A 17,279-nucleotide genomic window follows, 5' to 3' on the forward strand; every position below is an offset into this window, starting at 1 on the left:
AGTATCCAATCTCTTGTGTATACTTAAATATCTCTCTTATGTCATACCAAGCCGTATGACTATAAACTGGATAAACGAATAGAGGGACATTTATTGTACTATTTTCATCAATTTTGATACTTTCGAAATAGTATGCCGTGAGCAACCTATCAGGTTTTCTATTTGGCTATAGCTTTTTTTCTCCATTAGAAGACCTTCAATTTTTTGGTGTAATATCTTATTGACCGGACGACCTTTATACTTCCCTTCTTGTTTGGCTTTTTGCACTCCTTGCGCTTGACGACGCCGTCTATCTTCGTAATCCTTTCTTGCAACCGCTGCCAGAATGTCTAACATCATACTGTTAAGGGCTGCAAGCATTCGTTCTGTAAATTCATCGGTGCGACTCATAAACTGGTAACTGGTTGGCAGATCTAAAGAAACGACCTTTAACCCTTTATGTCCAATGAGATATTTTAATTTTTCCCAGTCATCGGTATTCAAGCGGCTAATTCTATCCACTTGTTCAACTAAAATAATATCTCCGGGCATGGCCACATTGAGTAAGCGAAAGAGTTCAGGTCGGTGAAGCTGAGCGCCTGACTCATTTTCTTCAAACCAGCAGGCAATTTGTAGCCCCATTCCTTCAGCAAATTTCAACAGTTCATTTTTTGCTCTTGAGGCATCTTGTTCATGCGTAGAAGCACGTAGATATCCATAAATTCTTATATTTGTCTTCATCGGTGCACTATACATTAGTGTTGTTATTTCGGTGCATTATACATCTGTTTTTCATACTTACTACACTGGATTTCACTTAGTGTAGTTAAGGTAGACTTAAATTGCACTTCTGTATCGATTACGCGCGCATTCATTATATGATGTTGTTTATTTTTAGAGGATAGAACATAACCACAATGAAAGAGATTAAATCAGGCCGTATTCAAATTTTGACTGAACAGGAAATTCATGAGCTCTATTCTCGTCCAATATTTAATCAAATTGAGCGTGAAGAATATTTTTCATTAGATCCGAGTATCAAAAAAATCCTCGCTAAAATGGGAAAAATTGAAACGAAAATATATTTAATTCTTCTGATCGGTTATTTTCGCGCTAAGCCTGTTGTTGCTCAATTTAAGCTACGAGAGGTTAAACACGATGTTGACTACATTTATGCGACTCATTTTCCAAATAGAAAACCGAAATACCCCTTTATTGCTAAAAGTACTCGTGCAACATTGATAGCGAAAATGTATGAAATACTCGGTTTTTCGCGGCTATTAAAGCGAGATAAACAAGCTTTGATAGAGCGCTTAAATGATGTCGCAACAATCTGCACATATCCCAAATATATTTTTGATGAATGCCTCGCTTTTTTAGGTCAAAACAGAATTGGATTAGTGGGTTATTCCACTTTGCAAAATATGGTCACCACGATTTTAGCTAATGAGAGGCATCGAACCGAGTTGATCCTGTCAAATAGCGTGCCACCAATAATACATAAAAAATTAAAGAAGATACTGCATACAAAAGGAGTATTAAATAGTCTATCTGGTCAACAAGGCGCAGCTAAAGATTTTACACCTACAGAGCTCGCAAGTGAAATTGAAACGCATAACACCATAAAAAGTGTGTATCCCGACGTAAAACGTCTTGTTGGTGAATTGAGATTATCATTAGGTAACTTAAGCTATTATGCATCGATTATTCAACATCAATCGATTTATAAAATTCGTCGATTTTCCGAATGGCAAGGCATGTTATATCTGGTTTGTTATCTATTTTTTCGCTATCAAGAAACTAATGATAAATTGGTAACAGCTTTTTTGTATGTGACGAGAAAGCAAAGGGAAGCTGCGAGTGCTTCAGCTAAGTTACGCATTGCAGAAGAACTGGAAATTATTCGTGAAAAGTTAATGCATGCGGGTAATATTTTACACCTCTTTGTTGATGAAACCGTCAGTGACAATACGCAATTTGGTGATATTCGCCAAAATGCATTTACAATGATCTCTAAAGATGAAATTCAGTTAATAAGTCAACATCTTAATAAGAATAATTTTGATAAAACCCATTATGAGTGGCTATACATTGATACACAATACAGAAAAATTGCGAATACGATGAGATCACTTTTTCTCGCTATTGATATCGAATGCGAACCAGGATTACACCTGCTGTCTTCCCAATTATTAACAGCAAAATTAGAACTTCAAAAAGATAAGCACATTTCTACCGTCGATCAGCGATTACTGTTAAAAAACGATAAACCTTTTATCTTGATAGATGAACAGGTTAATACTCAACGATTTGAATACTATTTATACCAAAAAGTAGCTAGGATGATTGAGAGTAACCATATTTACATCAATGAAAGCGCTAATAACAAGCGTTTAGCCGATGATTTTATTTCAGCCGCCGAGTGGAAAAAAAGCCATGTCATCATTCAAAAAACAGGGTTAACTCGGCTCAATACGCCAATAGAACAAACGCTTTCGGAATTAACGCAAAAATTGAGCGATCAAATAGAGCGTATTGGTCGTAATATCCATGATGGAGCCAATGATTTCGTGACACTTCAACCGCGTTCAAATCAGTTAACATGGAAACTGGCGAATAAACGCTGGAAAGATGATATTGATAATCCCATATATAACCAGCTCCAACATATGGGGATCATTGAAATTATGGACTATGTTCATCAAAAAACGGGTTACTTAGATGCATTCAAAAATATCGCCTCAAAAAAGAAAAACACTAAGGCCAAAGAGGGCGATTTACTTGCTTGCATATTTGGAAATGGCTCAAACTATGGTGTTCATCATATGTCATCAATATCAGATAGAGCCATCGGTGTGCTTAGAGCCGTCAATGATGGGTATATTAGACCTGAAACAACGAGTGAAGCTAATGATATGATATCTGATGCTTTAGCAAAACTCCCCATTTTCAAATATTATACGATTAACGAAAGTACCCCATTTGGTAGCATTGATGGCCAAAAACATGGTTGCCGAATCAATACATTTAAAGCCCGTTTTTCTGCCAAATACTTCCGAAAAGGGAAAGGTGTATCGGCACTCACATTAGTTTCAAATCATGTACCAATAAACACGAAAGTGATTTCAGCCAATGAATATGAGGCCCACCACGCATTCGATTTACTCTATAATAATACCAGTCATATTCAGCCCAAAACATTAGCAACAGATACGCATGGCGTTAACAACGTAAATTTTGCTATCCTTGATCTTTTTGGATATCAGTTTGCCCCGCGATATGCAAAATTTAAACACGTTTTTAATGAATTGTTTGACATAGAATATGATGAGATCCTTTCCCTGAAACTTAAAAAATCGCTCAATTTATCACTCATTCAGGAAGAGTGGGAAAATATTCAATGGATAATTTGTTCATTAAGCCGTAAAACGACAACACAAAGCACGGTGATTACTAAGCTTTCTAACAGTAAGAAAAACAATCGCACCTTAGCGGCTCTTCGTGAATATGACCGATTAATTAAGTGCTTATACGTTCTCGATTATGTTGATAACAAAATGCTCAGGCAGTTCGTCCAGCAAGCACTTAATCGGGGTGAAGCTTACCATCAATTACGGCGTGCAATCGCGTCAATTAATGGTAATCAATTTAGAGGTGGTGATGATTACCAGATAGAACAATGGAATGATTGTGCTCGTATCATCGCTAACTGCATTATTTATTATAATTCTGCATTATTATCCAGTTTGATTGAAAAATTTTCGCGTGAAAATAATCAAGAAGCGGTCAATATGATAGCTGAGTTATCGCCTGTTGCATGGCAGCATATACAGTTAGCTGGTAATTACACCTTTGGCCTTAAAAAAGATAATATTGTACTGGAAAGATTACTGGAGAATTTAGATCCTCTCATTTCAGAAGAGTCATTAAGCTTAGCGGCATAGTCTATTTATATTATTAAATTACATATCGTCTGTAGCCCTTGATACCAAAGGGCTACGAGTAAACTTTGGACTTTTCGATGAAAGGCACTGTTGCAAAGTTTAAGTAGCCGGTATGCTAAATTAACTATTTCATTAATGAGGTCCGTTTGGTGAATGCATTTAAAGGTCGTCATTTCACTGGTATTATCATTCTTTGGGCTGTACGTTGGTACTGCAAATACGGTATCAGTTACCGAGAACTTCAGGAAATGTTGGCTGAGCGCGGTGTAAATGTAGATCACACGACAATCTATCGCTGGGTTCAACGTTATGCACCAGAAATAGAAAAGCGGTTACGTTGGTATTGGTGTAATCCCTCCGACCTCAACAATTGGCATTTAGACGAAACTTATATCAAAGTGAATGGGAAATGGACGTACCTTTACCGAGCTGTCGATAGCCGAGGGTACACCATTGAATTTTATCTCTCGCCTCGTCGTAATACCAAGGCAGCTTATCGATTTTTAAGAAAAATATTCAATCGCGTTAAAAAATGGCAAATCCCCAGGGTTATCAATACAGATAAAGCCGCATCTTATGGCCGAGCGCTTAACCTTCTCAAAGAAGAAGGAAAATGCCCTACACATGTAGAACATCGACAAATCAAATTTCACAATAATGTCATTGAATGTGATCATGGAAAATTGAAGCGCGTGATAAATCCCACCTTAGGGTTTAAATCAATTAAAACAGCACATGCGACCATTAAAGGAATTGAGGTGATGCGTGCGCTTCGCAAAGGTCAAGCAGAACATTTTTACTATGGCCAACCGTTAGGAGAAGTGCGCCTCGTGAATAGAGTATTCGGACTTTAATCCACTTTGAGCGGAAAAGCTCAGCTTCACGATTCTATTTGCAACAGAGCCCATTGAAAATGAATCAGGTTCACGTTTAGATCGCCCAGAGTTGTTTCGGCTTCTTAAGGATTGTCAAACTCAAGATATTTTATTAATTGAAGATGTTGACCGGCTCTCTAGGTTAACTATGGATGATTGGAATAAATTGAAAAAAATGATCCACCAAAAAGATATCCGTGTCATGGCTATTAATGTACCGACAACTTGGCTATCTGCAAATATGAATGATTTTGATAGTCGACTGTTTGCCTCTATTAACGATATGTTACTTGATATGTTAGCCGCAGTTGCACGACGTGATTATGAGCAACGTCGTGAAAGACAAAAACAGGGAATAGAAAAAGCTAAAAAAGAAGGAAAATATAAAGGCCGTCAGGTAAATCAAAATCGATATGATGCAATCAACCGTTTACTAGATAGCGGCCACTCATGGAGCCAAGTTCAAAAAGTTTTAGGCTGTAGCAGAGGTACTATAAGTCGAGCAATTAAACAGCCTATTTAAAGAAAGTAAAAATTGAATTTATAATGAGCATAGACGTATGCCAATACATTAAATTTGTATAATCATCATTTAGGTATTTTAAAAAGAAAGGGGTTTAAAATGAGTATTTTTAGTAAAATCAAAAAAATAGAAAACAAACATAGTATAAAAATACACGAAGGCGAAAATTTTAAGCAAGCGTTGTACAATGGACATATAAGTGATACTGATGATCATATAATCAATATAAAAAAGCGTTAATCACATTGATATAGATACTGTAATTATATATTTTAGAGCGTTGTATGTTTTCCCTATAGATTTTTTCGATAAAATATAAAAAATGGTCACTTTATAAAATAATATAAAGTGACCATCTGTTCAAAATAAAAAAATATCTTTATATCCCATAAATATTGGGATCGAAAATAACAGTAACAACCCCTCGATATGTATCAGGTCGAGTCATTAACATTGTATCGACATTTCGCTGATTAATTAAAAAATCAATACTACCGTTACGATTACTCCCTATATGTTGTGATATAAAGATATTCGAATTATCTTTTTGAATAGACATAGGAGCATGAATCACACGATTATTTGTTTGTTGGCTAATAATATTATCAGGCAATGTTAAATAAGATTGAATAGGTACAAGCTGTTCATTTTTATCACTTTTCAATGCACAATTCTCACCTATCTCATACTCACATTGCAAATAAACAGTAAAAGCGCCACTAGAGGATAATTGAAAATTACTTTTAGCTGTCATTTCAGGTGTGATCCTACTAACCATCCAACGCTCCCAGTTATTTCTTCCTTGCTCTTGTGTACATACTTTACCATTTTTGCAGGGTTCCAATGCTAGAATACGATCATCAGGAGATGTTTTGACAATTAAGTCATGATTAACTATGAGTCTAAGATTAATATCAACAATTCTATCACTGGCCAGATAATTATCACCAAAATCAAAATCACCACCGGGTCCAACGCTAAAAGAAATTTTACCGTCATATATACCAGAACCAACAGTTAAAAGAGAATCTTTGGCTTTTAATGAATAGCCGATGCTCATCTGGTAAAAGAGTGCTGGTTCATCTCTGTCTATTGTGCTAATTTTATAACATGGATTAGTATTATCGAGAGTTTTCCACATAAACTCATAACCAACCGAACCACCATAACCAACTCCGCCATACCCACACCCCTTTCCATCAGGAGTATACACAAAGGAACCACCAATCCAATCTTGTTGTCCTATGTTACGTTCATATCGCGCAGCAAAATTTGTTATTCTAAATTTGACATCAAACGGTTCTCCAGTACTATGATTTCTAACAGTAATAATTTTCTCTGTTTTTGGAAAATTAAAGTATGCTCCTTGCCGTGGTTCATTGTTCGCCTTTATCGGGTACGAAATTTTTGTAGATAACGGTAAATTAATACTGACTTCTGAAGGGCATTGTTGTGGCAATGTAACACAGTATCCCTCCTGAGGGGTCATATTAGTAAATACAACAGTATCATTGTTAATGCTCGGCTCAATTTTTGCGATTAAGTCAATAGTTGCGGACGGAGCAATAAAGCTGCTTATCAACAAAAATAGTCCTAGTATATAATAAGGATAATGCATTATGCTCCTCCAATAGGTTGACAATGAATAGTCGAATAAAACTGAACATTATTAGACGGTTCCTCAGGAAGAGTGCAAGATAATGTAGGTGATAAATCCTTATCTAACACCGTTAGTGTTTTATTATTTTCTCCCATTTCCAATGTTAGAACTCCATCTGCATTAATTACACCACGCGCTATATCACTATCGACTTGGCGATGTTTTAATATTTGACCATGGCTATCTTGTAAAACACCGATGAGTACTGTTGCTTTAACTGCTTTTAATTTTAAATACTTCACACTACCTCGATTCATTTGTACATATTCACTACTAGGAAAAACCTTCGCATTACTATTTCCTGCACTATAAAACTGAATACTTTCTTTTTTCCATAAGGCTGCGGGTATAACATTTCTCCCTGGATATAATTTGGTATCAGTGAGACTATCTGATGCCATTATATTTAAACTGGGATTATCAGACTCTAAGTCAACAATAAATGCAGAATCCATTCCCACGCCATTAGAACCGCTATCTATAGCAATTTTACCGCCTCCAAAAGCAAGAGTCTGGCTTAAGTTAATCCCAGATGTAGTACTATGTTCTTGTATATTATGCTGAGTATAAAAGTCACTACTAAGAGAACGAGTTTCTATCGCACCATTCCCATTAATTGATACGCGCCCTGCATTTTCAGAAACCCCCGCCCCCAACCATTTAAAATTGTTGTTATCTTGTGGCTTCCATTGATAATCTAGGCTTGAATAATTATTTTTATCGTTCATTCCAATATTCATAGATAAGATCTGTGATTCTCGAGGAGCTAAAGAAAAACTTACCCCTATCGTGATGCCTTGCTCTCTTTTCTCTTGATTAAAACCAGGTCTATCATAAGCACTCAACCGAAAACTCACATTTCTATCTGCTAAGGTTGTATTTTTATTTATTGCAGCATCAATACCAAATCCTTCTCTTGAAGAGCTTTTTGTATACTGTCCATTTAATGTCAATGAACTTGACCATGGTAATTTAGTATATAAGGAAGTCCCCCATGTATTGCCAACGTAACGATCAGATCTGAACTGATTGTTTGAATCATTAGATGTATGTCGCCAAAAAGAACTCATCGAACCTCCTGCGAACAGATTTCGATAATAACGAAGATCTATACTTTGATTCTTTTGACGTTCGCCATCTCTGATAATATATTGACCATAAAAACTATTATTTGGCGATATATTGATATCGGTCCGAGCACTAATTTGGTTTTCAAGTTTTGTTTTTTGTATACTACTACCTAGTACAACTCTAGGAGTTAAAAGATAATCAACTGCCCCTCCCCCCATAATAGAAGAATCATTATCTTGCTTTTTATGATCACCAAATGTTAGGTCCTGCTTTATTCCTCCCCATACATTAACTCGCCACTTTTGAGTTGGATTTCGCCAACCTAATGGTTTGTATATCTGTGATAGTTGTGTATCTACAATTTTCCCATTTTCCAAAATATTAATCGTGATGTCATAAATGCCGCTAGGCAAACGTCGAGTATCTAATGCTTGAACTCCCGATTGAAGCTGCTGTGAATAAATAAGCTTGCCATCACGCCAAATTTCAGCAACAGCAGGGTTTGCTGCCGTAACATAAATAGGAGACGCACTAACGCTTTCCTCATTTACAAGTAAAGTATTTGATGTTCCCCACATAACTCCCGTAACAGAACCAGTGCTAAATCCATTTGTTTCTACATTTCCTTTATCACTATCAGGAGAAAATAGCCCAAATCTAAAAAAATCACCTTGTAACTCTTTTTGAGTATAAAGCTCATAGATATTAGTTTCTTGAGATTGATTTCTTTGACTTGAACTATACGTTTGGAATGATACTTTCTGTGTCCAACCTAATAAAGATGAAACAACAGAAGAATTCAAATTCCATGCATGAGAATCACCTGTTGAAACAGCAGATACATTATTATGCATAATAACGCCATTTGATACAGTTTGAGGTAACGAGATATAAGCATTGTTAGTCTTTTGTATCTCATATTTTGATGTATATAACTTTAACGCAGATGTATCTAAACGATAATCTGCCGACATTAATCCATTTGGACAATTTTTATTGCACTCACCTAAAGATATACCTTTAGTTAAGGCTATTTTCCATTCATCTTTAACAGCTTGGTCGAAAGAGTTTTCCTCATCAAAAATTTGAATAAGACTGATCTCTCCATCTTCGTTAAGCAAAAATGAACCATCAAATAATGGTAGGTCATTAAGATAAACTTGAACCATAACTTCAGAGTTATAAAAATAATTTCTAAAGTCATTAGGTATTTTTATAGAATTATTCGCTAAAAGAATGTCTGAACCAATAGCAATACTAGGAATAAGAAGTAAAGGGAGTAATACTTTCATCAGGGAATTATCCGTACATGCCTGCCATATAAATGGCAGGCATTATTAAATAAAAAGCATCAGTTGATTTTAAAAATTAATTATCTGATGGCGGTGTGACAACTAAAGCGGGTTCAAAGACCATAGAAACTTGCCCTGTAAATGAACCTGCTTCCGTTAACTCCTTATTCTCTTTTTGAGTAATACGAAGGTCAGTACGACCACCTGCTTTTGCTTGATCTGCAGCAACAACAAGAGCGGCTTCATTACTTAATTTAACACCATTAAATGTCACAGCTAATGGAATAGTCTCTGACCCATTAGATAAAAGAGGATCACCCTTTGCATCTGTATTAGTTAATGTTGCCTGAATACCACCAGATGTATTTTTGTATTGAAATTGCTTTGAAAAAGCTTGCAATTTCTTGGTACCTAAATCATAAACCATTTCTTGAGTTTGATTAATCCAACCACTCTCAACAGGGATAACCTGAAAAGTCTCAGCTGGGATTGTCGCTGATAATTCAATCGTATAGCTTTGCTCATCGGCTGCATTTGCAAACATAGAAGCAAAAGTAGCACCAGATAACAAAGTAACCATTAATGATTTTTTTAACATTTAAATAACCTCATATAAAATATAAACAACATATAAACAACATATAAACAACATTATAACTAAATTATAAATTTCAAAGATTAAACCTATTTGATGATATTAATAATTTAGTAATTTCTTTTTACTACCTTCAACTAAGGTAAAACTAATCTTACTTTCTGATTTATTTTCTAAATTGAAGGTTTTTCCAGGTAAAATGAATTGTCGAGTTGATATATCACAATCAATAGAATTCAAGTTACAATACCGAATATCTTCTAAAACAATAGTAGCATTACCATCATTTATCACTTTAATATGACCATTACTTTTATTAATAACAGTATTAAAAATAGGATCTCTGGGCTGAACTATCACAATACTTCCATAGCCTGTTAAAACATTTACTCCAACATCTAATGCTTCTTTTTTATATTTTTCAATTGCATCTTTATTCATTTCAAACCCATCATTTTCCTGAGGAAGGACAGGAGTAAATCGAACTCTAAAATAGCGTTCTTTTTCTCTTTCTCCAGGCCAAATCATTCTAACAGATTGAAATCCAGATGGAGGTATAATCAATCTTAAAGGAGATACAATTAATCTATCTTTTTCTAATTTATTTCCATTAATCGTTTTTTGTGATGATTCAATAGAAATTCCTTTATCTCCAGGTGTAATTTCAAGAACATCAACCCTAACAAATGCAGTAGATGTTCCTGTATTATAAACTCGCTTAGTTATATTTTTAGAATCAGGATTAAATATATCATACATACTACCAATACCAATGGAAGGTGAGGCACATACTGATGTTGTTATGCTCATTAATAACAATGTTAGAATAAAGTGAATACGCTTAAGCATACATAATCCAATTTTTATGTAATAAAAAATAAAACTTTAATTAAAAATCAACATAAATAGCCAATCTAATTCATCTTAAAACTTAAAATAATCCCAGAAAAATAGATTAATGTAAAATGCAGGCTAGTTTTTTTGCGTTAATTCAGTACTGAATTGTTGTAAACTTTGATATTCAATTAAAACTTCACCGGAATCTTCATAAAATACTTCAATAATTAAATCAAGTAACGTTTTATCAATCTCATTTAATAATTGCAGAATGATGTCGATTGAAAATGTTGCTTGTCCTCGTTCTAGTCGAGAGATGTGTTGCTGGGAAAGACCTAATTTTTGACCTAGTTTTTCCCCCGATATACCTAGTAATCTTCTATGTTTTCGAAAAAATGCACCTATGCGAACATTTATATTTAATATGTTGTATCTCATTAACATGATTCACTTGTTTTATTGAAGTAAAATATGGTTAATATCAAAACTATTGGTGCTAAAGACTAAGGTAAATTAAGAGGAGAGGGAAATAGTTTAAGACGATCAATTTTGCTGTTTGTGATAGTTCATGGCTATTGATTTGATTTATATTGATCGTTATTGCCAATGATTTTTGATTTTATGTGTATTACTTTATGATTTTAAATAGATTTTTTATAAGATGTTAAGTTTCTTGGGAAATGATAACGTGAGTTACCAGATTGCGATTGAAATATTAACACACATTCTGAAACTAAATTTGACATATTACGCATTGCTGTTGTTTTTGTCGTTCGATATTAGGGTAAAAATTGGTGATTGAGTATGCGTGATGAATATTGATTTTCAGTGAAATGAACAGAGGACATCAATAAACTGTCAAAAAGACATATACATTTTGTATCAAGTGATATGATGGGCGCCCCCATAATGATTTAATATTTAAATCTTATTGCGTTAAGTTTTTTCAGAGCATAAAGTACCCAAACATGTTACTGAAATAATTTCTAAAGATTGTGAACTTGAGGATGTGCTAGATCTTGGATTTAATTTGATATCCATTTAAATATCAATGACTTGTTTTATTAGGCCGTTCTTGAAATAGCTAAGTTAGAAAAATTTGAATATTCAAATATCAGATAAATGGTGCAATGATGCGAAGTATCGTAAACGGTAGAAAATCATTTTAAAAAATGATACTACGAATACTGGAGGTAGTGCACTTACAGCTTCTTCTCTAGCCAAACAAATCCAAGGAGTCGTCTGTGTGGGCGACTCGGTTTATTGCCCTTCATGTAAAAAAATAGATATTATCGTTGAAGGTGATAGTTTGATGAAAATTAATGGTATCCCTGTCACATTAGAAGTGAAGTGGCATAGTTAATTTGGCCACCTGACTAGAGGTGATATTCTTGCCTCAATAACATCACAGGTGAGCACATGGTTAAGCAATATTCAGCAGAGTTTAAACTCGAAGCCGCTAAAATGGTGGTTGACCATCATTACTCCGTGGCTAAAGCCGCACAGGCAATGGGCGTAAGCCTTGCCGCACTTAATCGTTGGGTTAAAAAACTGAAATTAGAACGACAAGGTAAAACACCGACGGGACTTCCGCTTACCCCAGAACAGATTGAGCTTCGAGAGATGAAAAAAAAAGATACAACGTCTTGAAATGGAAAACGAAATTCTAAAAAAGGCTACGGCGCTCTTAATGTCGGACTCACTGAAGGATTCGCGATAATTGACAAACTAAGAGCGCATTACCCCGTTACAACGCTCTGCCAACTTTTTGAGCGTCATCGCAGTAGCTATCGCCATTGGCATCATCGAATGAAGAATGCCGTACCGAATGGAGTGCGAGCGATTAAACGGAGCGTAGTCAAAGACGCTTGGAACTTAAGTGGAGGCTCTGCGGGCGCAAGGACGATTGCGACGATAGTGACAACGCAGTACGGTGTAAAAATGAGCCGTTATCTTGCCGGTAAGCTAATGAAAAAGCTTGATATTATGAGTTGCCAACATATGAAGCATCGTTATAAACGCGGGACAAAAGAACATGTCGACATCCCTAATTTACTCGACCGCCAATTTGCCGTCACCGCCCCCAATCAAGTGTGGTGCGGCGATGTGACGTATATTTGGACAGGAAAACGATGGGCGTATCTCGCTGTTGTGTTAGACCTTTTTGCACGGAAACCTGTTGGTTGGGCACTCTCCACGTCCCCCGACACCACGTTGACCTTAAAAGCTCTGCAAATGGCTTGGGAAATGCGCAATCAACCAAAAGGACTGATGTTTCATAGTTACAAACTGCAGCCTAGGAGCAGTGTGCCTATAATTAGGCTTTTAGGTCATAATTTAAACGAATGACTGTTCTCATGGTTAATCAACGAATAAATAATCAGAATTTAATAAAAACATAGCACCCAATACACTCGATTCGTACGTTACTTCATTGATTGAGATTCCTAACCATCAAGTGACATAAACTGCGCCCCCCCTTATTAATAACAGAAAATGAAATAGATTGTCTTTATGATTTCTGTTTGTCATTTAACTGAATACGGCACACTTGAGAACGACTATAGCCAGTCGCTTCAGCGGTTTCACGAATACTCAGTCCCTTGATTTTTCGATAATAAATCACCTTATCATGACGCTCTTTATCCGCCTGCTTTCCTTTGTATTTACCTAATGATTGTGCGCGTTGAATACCTTGTTTTTGGCGTTCGCGACGGCTAATCCAATCTTTGTGGGACATGGCGGCCATTAAATCAATTAACATGGTGTTAATGGCCGAAAGGACGGCTTGAGTGATAGGATCATTCTGTGTCAGATCTTGATTATTTAGAGCTTGCCAAGATGTCGGAATATCGAGACTCACAATACGCAACTCATGGTGTTCAATTTGTTTTTTCAGTTTTAACCAATCGATGTTATTTAATCGAGTTAGTCGATCAATTTGCTCAACGAGCAAAATATCCCCCTGTTGACTGTCACTGAGTAAACGAGAGAGTTCGGGGCGTTCTAATTTTGTTCCACTGATGTGTTCGCGATAATAATTCGCAATTCGGCCACCTCGTTCTTCAACAAAGTCATTTAGCATCTTTTTTGCTCTATCTGCATATTGATCTTCAGAGGAGGCTCGAAGGTAAGCACGGATGAACATATTTTCACCTATCTATCGCATTTAAGTTATCCCATAAAAAGTATCGCATATAGGTTGTTGCATTGATAGTGATTTGATACATTTTAGATTGTCGCTTTGGGGTATACCTATATGCAATATGTGAATGTGTTGACAATAGATATACGTCAGGATATTGTATATTTATTGTGTATGTGTATATAGGAGTTACTGTCATGCGTAATGCTGCAATTAATCTTCGGGCTTTACCTGAACAACGAGACTTAATCGATGAAGCTGCTAGTCTTCTTGGTAAGAACCGATCTGATTTTATGCTTGAAGTCGCTTGTGAAAGAGCGCAAGCAATATTACTAGACCAAGTTTTTTTTCAATTAGATAATGAAAAATTTCAGCAATTTAATTTATTACTTGATGCTCCAGTTAATAGCAACCCTGGTCTAGATCGTTTAATGTCAATAGAAACACCATGGAAGGAAATATAGTGAATCTGCAACTATTAGCTCCTAAACCATTATCATCATCTCATAGACTGGATGATTTTTTTTGTGGTGAATCATCTTTAGATGATTGGCTAAAGCGTCGGGCTCTATCTAACCATTTGAATGGAGCCAGTCGAACCTTTGTTATTGCAGATTCATATCAACATGTTTGGGGTTATTATGCATTAGCGACTGGAGCAATTTCACATAATGAAGCTACAGGACGGGTTCGTCGAAATATGCCTGAGCCAATTCCAGTTATTGTTCTTGGAAGATTTGCAATCGATTTACGTGCTCAGGGAAGAAAACTAGGTGCTTCGTTATTACAGGATGCTGTAATTAGAGTTAGAGCTGTTGCTGAAAATACTGGGGTTCGTGCGTTACTCGTTCATGCTTTGAATGATAAAGCAAAACAATTTTATGAATACTATGGTTTTACTGCATCCCCTATTAGCCCTATGACATTGATGCTTAGACTATAATTTAACCTATATTTTAAGCTTTATCTTTTATAAGTGGGTTCAGCGATACCTTATCATTTAGGGAAGATGGCGTATAATCATCCAAATAACCATTTTATACGGTGTAAGGAAACCCAAATGAAAGATATTAATTTAATCTCACTCACACAAGCGGCAAATACATTAAGTGAAGCTTATTTTACGCGTTATTATCAATATTATGGTATCGAGATTAAACCGGATGAAGTCGAAGTATTAAAAAACTTTGTCAAAAAGTTAGGTTATGAATGCGTTGATAAAAGAATATTTAATCATTTTTTTGTCGGTTACAAAATCCCTCAAATCAGTAAAGAGTTTGATTTACTCCGAATTGGTGACAATTATATTGTCAATATAGAACTAAAACGCGAATGTACCGAAGAAAAAATAAAAAAACAATTAATCCAAAATCGCTACTACTTGAAATTTCTCAATGAAAAAATTTTTAATTTCACCTATGAGTTATCGACAGATTCGTTATATTTTCTAAAAGATGACAACCTAAATGTAGTCGATTTTGAATTTCTGCAAGGAATATTATTAGGTCAAATCTTGAGTGAGATTAAAAATATAAATTCATTATTTAATCCTTCGAATTATTTAGTTTCACCTTTTAACTCAACGGATAAATTTTTAGACGGACAGTATTTTTTAACAGGGCAACAAAGTAATATCAAACGGGATGTGGTTGCCAGAGTTAATGCTCTTTCAGAGGAGCATTTTACAGCGGTTATTGGTAGTGCTGGAACAGGAAAAACTCTGTTAGTTTATGATATAGCTAATGACTTAAAGTCTTCAGGTAAACGAATATTGATCATTCATGGTGGAGGTTTAAATCCAGGGCAACATTATTTAAATAACCAAGGGTGGGATATTCAACCGATAAAACAGATTGAGAATATCAATGTCAATGATTACGATGTTATTTTCATAGACGAAGCGCAACGAATGAGAGCGTATCAATATGTTAACTTTATAGAAAAAATTAGACAAAGTAGTTGTAAGTGTATTTTTTCTTATGATAAATCACAAACCTTAAACCATAATGAAATAATAAATAATATCCCCGATAAAATATCATCTCTTGCTGGCGCCGTTACGTATTCGCTATCAGAAAAAATAAGAACAAATAAAGAGGTTGCTGCATTTATTCGCGGTTTTTTTAATAATAAAAAAAATGACCCTGTTTTAAATCGTGGTAATGTAAGTTTTGAATATTATGACAATATTTCAGATATGATGTTTTTTATGCTAGATTTAAAATCGAAAGAATGGGAAATATTACAATTCACTCCCCAATTGATAGGTTCAAGTACTCATCAGCGTTATTTAGATAATTCGAATCAAAAATCTCATGGTGTTATCGGGCAAGAATTTGATAATGTTGCCGTCATTGTTGATCCTTATTTTAATTATGATAAAAATGGCGATTTGACCTATACTGGTGACTCTTATTACCCTGCTAATAAAATGTTATTCCAAAACATGACCCGCACGCGCAATCAACTCAAAATCCTGATCCTCAATAATCCCGTTATCCTCGACCGTTGCTTAACGCTATTAACGCCTCCCCAATCCCAGTAAACGAATTGATTTATCGCTTTTTTCTAAAGAACGTTTTTCCGGCACTGTTGCAAAGTTTAAGTAGCCGGTATGCTAAATTAACTATTTCATTAATGAGGTCCGTTTGGTGAATGCATTTAAAGGTCGTCATTTCACTGGTATTATCATTCTTTGGGCTGTACGTTGGTACTGCAAATACGGTATCAGTTACCGAGAACTTCAGGAAATGTTGGCTGAGCGCGGTGTAAATGTAGATCACACGACAATCTATCGCTGGGTTCAACGTTATGCACCAGAAATAGAAAAGCGGTTACGTTGGTATTGGTGTAATCCCTCCGACCTCAACAATTGGCATTTAGACGAAACTTATATCAAAGTGAATGGGAAATGGACGTACCTTTACCGAGCTGTCGATAGCCGAGGGTACACCATTGAATTTTATCTCTCGCCTCGTCGTAATACCAAGGCAGCTTATCGATTTTTAAGAAAAATATTCAATCGCGTTAAAAAATGGCAAATCCCCAGGGTTATCAATACAGATAAAGCCGCATCTTATGGCCGAGCGCTTAACCTTCTCAAAGAAGAAGGAAAATGCCCTACACATGTAGAACATCGACAAATCAAATTTCACAATAATGTCATTGAATGTGATCATGGAAAATTGAAGCGCGTGATAAATCCCACCTTAGGGTTTAAATCAATTAAAACAGCACATGCGACCATTAAAGGAATTGAGGTGATGCGTGCGCTTCGCAAAGGTCAAGCAGAACATTTTTACTATGGCCAACCGTTAGGAGAAGTGCGCCTCGTGAATAGAGTATTCGGACTTTAATC

Annotated in this window: 14 protein-coding genes and 3 pseudogenes; 10 read left to right on the forward strand and 7 right to left on the reverse strand. The window is 35.6% G+C overall.

Going from position 1 to position 17,279, the window contains the following annotated elements; all coding sequences use genetic code 11:
- Window positions 1-90: 90 nt before the first annotated feature.
- Window positions 91-720, reverse strand: a complete 630-nt coding sequence (locus I3B46_RS00565; protein WP_173914476.1) for a recombinase family protein — start codon at window positions 718-720, stop codon at window positions 91-93.
- Between the two features lie 176 nt (window positions 721-896).
- Between I3B46_RS00565 and I3B46_RS00570 the strand changes: the two genes are divergently transcribed.
- The 4 genes and pseudogenes from I3B46_RS00570 (at window position 897) to I3B46_RS00585 (ending at window position 5,561) form a co-directional block, all read left to right on the forward strand.
- Window positions 897-3,923 (forward strand): Tn3 family transposase, encoded by a 3,027-nt coding sequence (locus I3B46_RS00570; RefSeq protein WP_163761882.1) that lies wholly within the window; start codon window positions 897-899, stop codon window positions 3,921-3,923.
- A gap of 149 nt (window positions 3,924-4,072) precedes the next feature.
- Complete coding sequence (locus I3B46_RS00575) at window positions 4,073-4,777, forward strand: IS6 family transposase (protein ID WP_121875320.1); 705 nt, start codon at window positions 4,073-4,075, stop codon at window positions 4,775-4,777.
- Between the two features lie 52 nt (window positions 4,778-4,829).
- Window positions 4,830-5,321, forward strand: a pseudogene (locus I3B46_RS00580) (recombinase family protein); the annotation flags it as partial.
- 99 nt (window positions 5,322-5,420) lie between these two features.
- Entirely contained in the window at window positions 5,421-5,561 is a 141-nt protein-coding gene (locus I3B46_RS00585; RefSeq protein ID WP_163761883.1) for a hypothetical protein, read from the forward strand.
- A gap of 139 nt (window positions 5,562-5,700) precedes the next feature.
- On the opposite strand, the gene I3B46_RS00590 is transcribed toward I3B46_RS00585, so the two are convergent.
- From I3B46_RS00590 to I3B46_RS00610, 5 genes are all read right to left on the reverse strand, one after another.
- Complete coding sequence (locus I3B46_RS00590; RefSeq protein ID WP_196993111.1) at window positions 5,701-6,939, reverse strand: hypothetical protein; 1,239 nt, start codon at window positions 6,937-6,939, stop codon at window positions 5,701-5,703.
- Window positions 6,939-9,344 carry a TcfC E-set like domain-containing protein gene (locus I3B46_RS00595; protein ID WP_163761885.1) on the reverse strand — a complete coding sequence of 802 codons (2,406 nt, stop codon included), beginning with the start codon at window positions 9,342-9,344 and terminating at the stop codon, window positions 6,939-6,941. Before I3B46_RS00595 ends, I3B46_RS00590 begins: the two co-directional genes overlap by 1 nt.
- Window positions 9,345-9,420: 76 nt before the next feature.
- Window positions 9,421-9,942, reverse strand: a complete 522-nt coding sequence (locus I3B46_RS00600) for a CS1 type fimbrial major subunit (protein WP_163761886.1) — start codon at window positions 9,940-9,942, stop codon at window positions 9,421-9,423.
- A gap of 99 nt (window positions 9,943-10,041) precedes the next feature.
- On the reverse strand, window positions 10,042-10,788 hold the full coding sequence (locus tag I3B46_RS00605) for a hypothetical protein (protein ID WP_163761887.1): 747 nt from the start codon (window positions 10,786-10,788) through the stop codon (window positions 10,042-10,044).
- A gap of 123 nt (window positions 10,789-10,911) precedes the next feature.
- On the reverse strand, window positions 10,912-11,214 hold the full coding sequence (locus I3B46_RS00610; RefSeq protein WP_163762230.1) for a helix-turn-helix domain-containing protein: 303 nt from the start codon (window positions 11,212-11,214) through the stop codon (window positions 10,912-10,914).
- Window positions 11,215-11,909: 695 nt separating this feature from the next.
- On the opposite strand from I3B46_RS00610, the pseudogene I3B46_RS00615 reads away from it, so the two are divergent.
- A pseudogene (locus I3B46_RS00615) lies at window positions 11,910-12,139 on the forward strand (PAAR domain-containing protein).
- Window positions 12,140-12,195: 56 nt separating this feature from the next.
- Window positions 12,196-13,059 (forward strand): annotated as a pseudogene (locus tag I3B46_RS21635) (IS3 family transposase); the annotation flags it as partial.
- A 229-nt stretch (window positions 13,060-13,288) separates the two neighbouring features.
- On the opposite strand, the gene I3B46_RS00630 reads toward I3B46_RS21635, so the two are convergent.
- Window positions 13,289-13,924, reverse strand: a complete 636-nt coding sequence (locus tag I3B46_RS00630; RefSeq protein WP_163761889.1) for a recombinase family protein — start codon at window positions 13,922-13,924, stop codon at window positions 13,289-13,291.
- Window positions 13,925-14,118: 194 nt separating this feature from the next.
- On the opposite strand from I3B46_RS00630, the gene I3B46_RS00635 reads away from it, so the two are divergent.
- The 4 genes from I3B46_RS00635 to I3B46_RS00650 all read left to right on the forward strand — a co-directional run bounded on the left by I3B46_RS00635 (window position 14,119) and on the right by I3B46_RS00650 (window position 17,277).
- Window positions 14,119-14,385: a type II toxin-antitoxin system TacA family antitoxin gene (locus tag I3B46_RS00635; RefSeq protein ID WP_123382784.1), complete on the forward strand. Its 267-nt coding sequence runs from the start codon at window positions 14,119-14,121 to the stop codon at window positions 14,383-14,385.
- Window positions 14,370-14,864, forward strand: a complete 495-nt coding sequence (locus tag I3B46_RS00640) for a GNAT family N-acetyltransferase (RefSeq protein WP_442959177.1) — start codon at window positions 14,370-14,372, stop codon at window positions 14,862-14,864. The genes I3B46_RS00635 and I3B46_RS00640 overlap by 16 nt, the downstream gene beginning before the upstream one ends.
- Before the next feature lie 117 nt (window positions 14,865-14,981).
- Window positions 14,982-16,466 carry a DNA/RNA helicase domain-containing protein gene (locus I3B46_RS00645; protein ID WP_163761891.1) on the forward strand — a complete coding sequence of 495 codons (1,485 nt, stop codon included), beginning with the start codon at window positions 14,982-14,984 and terminating at the stop codon, window positions 16,464-16,466.
- 106 nt (window positions 16,467-16,572) lie between these two features.
- On the forward strand, window positions 16,573-17,277 hold the full coding sequence (locus I3B46_RS00650; protein ID WP_121875320.1) for an IS6 family transposase: 705 nt from the start codon (window positions 16,573-16,575) through the stop codon (window positions 17,275-17,277).
- Window positions 17,278-17,279: the final 2 nt, after the last annotated feature.

Source organism: Providencia sp. 2.29 (genome assembly GCF_015832305.1).
GTDB lineage: Bacteria > Pseudomonadota > Gammaproteobacteria > Enterobacterales > Enterobacteriaceae > Providencia > Providencia stuartii.